2 protein-coding genes are annotated in these 2,169 nt (G+C 48.3%); both read right to left on the bottom strand.

The features are described from left to right. Positions 1-329: 329 nt before the first annotated feature. Complete coding sequence (locus RMO35_RS04600) at positions 330-821, bottom strand: DUF427 domain-containing protein (RefSeq protein ID WP_309738885.1); 492 nt, start codon at positions 819-821, stop codon at positions 330-332. 456 nt (positions 822-1,277) lie between these two features. Beyond that, on the bottom strand, positions 1,278-2,078 hold the full coding sequence (locus RMO35_RS04595) for a hypothetical protein (protein WP_309738883.1): 801 nt from the start codon (positions 2,076-2,078) through the stop codon (positions 1,278-1,280). Positions 2,079-2,169: the final 91 nt, after the last annotated feature.

The raw sequence follows: 2,169 nt of genomic DNA, 5'->3' as shown, positions 1-2,169 counted from the left end.
TTCAATTAGTCGTTTTTCAATATTTAGCTGCTGATAGGGGGAACATCCAGGCGATCGGGTGTCCTATGAGCAATTATACCGATCCCCATCGCTCCGATCCGATCGATGTTGACGATTCGCCACTTTGGCGATCGAAAAATGTGAGATTTAACCCAAGTTACTACCTGTAACCCCAGCGGTTAGAAACCGCCGCTCGGAGTGCAAAGTCCGCCTTCGCGGACTGAATTATTAGTCCGCGAAGGCGGACTTCGCATCATTAGCCGCGACTTCAGTCGCAGGCAAGAAATAGATAGCAACATGGGTTATTTCAGGCTGTTTGAGCGATCGATTTACCAGCCCCAGCTTCCCGGACTACCTTTAAATGGCCCGACAATATCCCTGGTAATCCAACCACCATAAAACTCGCCTGGTTGGGGCGTTACTAGTTCGTCATCGACATAGCAAGCATCCATCGGCTGAGCGTAGAATGCTAAGTAGTCTGCGATCGAGCGAAATTTTTCGGTGGGTGTCGGATAAGCCCACGCCACATTTTCGATCCGCTTATCGCCGACGGTGAGGTGGTAATAAATGGCGTTACCTTTCCATTCACAAAAGGAGCCGCGCGCAGTCGCCTGTAAGTACTGCATCTGGATATCTGCGGGGGGCAAATAATAAACGGGTGGATGGCTGGTTTCGAGGACACGATAACCAGCGGTGGTATCGGCGATCGTTTGCCCGTTAAAGACAATCCGAATCCGTTTATTGACTTTTTCTAGGCGTGGGGGACGCGGGTAGTCCCAGACGGATTCTTGTCCTGGTTGGGGGGTGATGGGTTGGGGCATGGTGGGGTAATGGGTAATGGGTAATGGGTAATAGGTAATGGGTAGGATTTTGCGAGATTGATTGCTATAAGCGATTCGGCAAATGGTAGATACTGGTGAGTTGCGATTTTACTAGCGGAGGCAGAACCCGGATCTGGGGGTACCGACCCCCAGCCCCCCCGTTGAAAGCGGCTCGCGCTCGTCGGGTTCCCCGACGGTTTAGCGAGACAAGACAGGCGGAACGCCGCCTCTCAAACTCTCCTGCGTAAGGGTCGATCTGTGTGCTAGCGTGGTGCGGCATTCACTCCATTCTAGATTTTAGTTGGGGGTTATTGGATGTAAATCGACTGTAGGGGCGGGTTTATGCTAGAGGATATCGATTTGACTGTTTGATATCGACCAAACCCGTCCTCCCCACTAGAAGGTCTTAAAATGGGTTCTATAGAGGGTTGAGTGACAAATTTACGATCGATCTTTTTAGGATAGCAACGAGCCGAACTTTGGGTCGTCTGGACTGACTCGGATGCAACGACACCAATGTACCAAATCGAGATTGAGTTTGCGAGCGAGCTGCTGGAGTCGATCGATCGATTCTTGGTTTGGGGGAATGTTGGAATCTTGACCGATCGCAAGTACGCGGACTTTAGCATTTGGGGCTAATCCATAGATAGAGAAGTCGTCATTTAATTTAAATGAATAACCGTCATTTATTGGCGATCGCGAGCCATCATAAGTTATCCCATCGGACTTACCAACTTCTAACATAGTTGCCAGATGGGGTAAGGCAAGATTAGTCACGATCGGGATTTCTGGTTTCGATCGCAGGTGCATTTCTGTCCAGCCTATGCCTACGGTAGCGCGTTCGTGAATCAATCTAATTTTGGCAATTTCTTTGTCTACTTTGTCGGCGAGTTGATGAGAAATAAATTCAAATTGTCGCCAATCATCTTCGGCGATCGTTAATTCATTGCCTACGAGTGAGCTAGCGCTTAGTGCTGGAACTACTTTACAAATCGATGGCAAACTGTAGAGAATATCGTTGGGATTAACTGATTCGATTCTCCGAATCCATAAAATTAGCTGCTTGGATTTGGTATATTGGGCGCGAGTTTTTGGTCGAGCATTGAGGACGCGCCAGTCTGCACCACTGAGTTCGATCGTGGTATCTTTTTCAAATGAATCTGGCAGATTATTCGCGGGTATATACGTGACCCCGAGCGACTCATCGGTAAGCTCGTCTATGAATGTGACTTCGATATTTAAGCTAAATGATGTCATAATTTGGCAGATGGTTTAGAGGATAAAATGAGTCCAAATCCACGTTCTCAATCTGAGCTAACGAGTTTCGGTTATGGATTTCTGGGGGTGC

This window comes from Chamaesiphon sp. OTE_20_metabat_361, assembly GCF_031364565.1.
The sequence above is the reverse complement of the archived record's forward strand: the minus strand, read 5'-3'. Positions and strand labels throughout refer to the sequence as shown.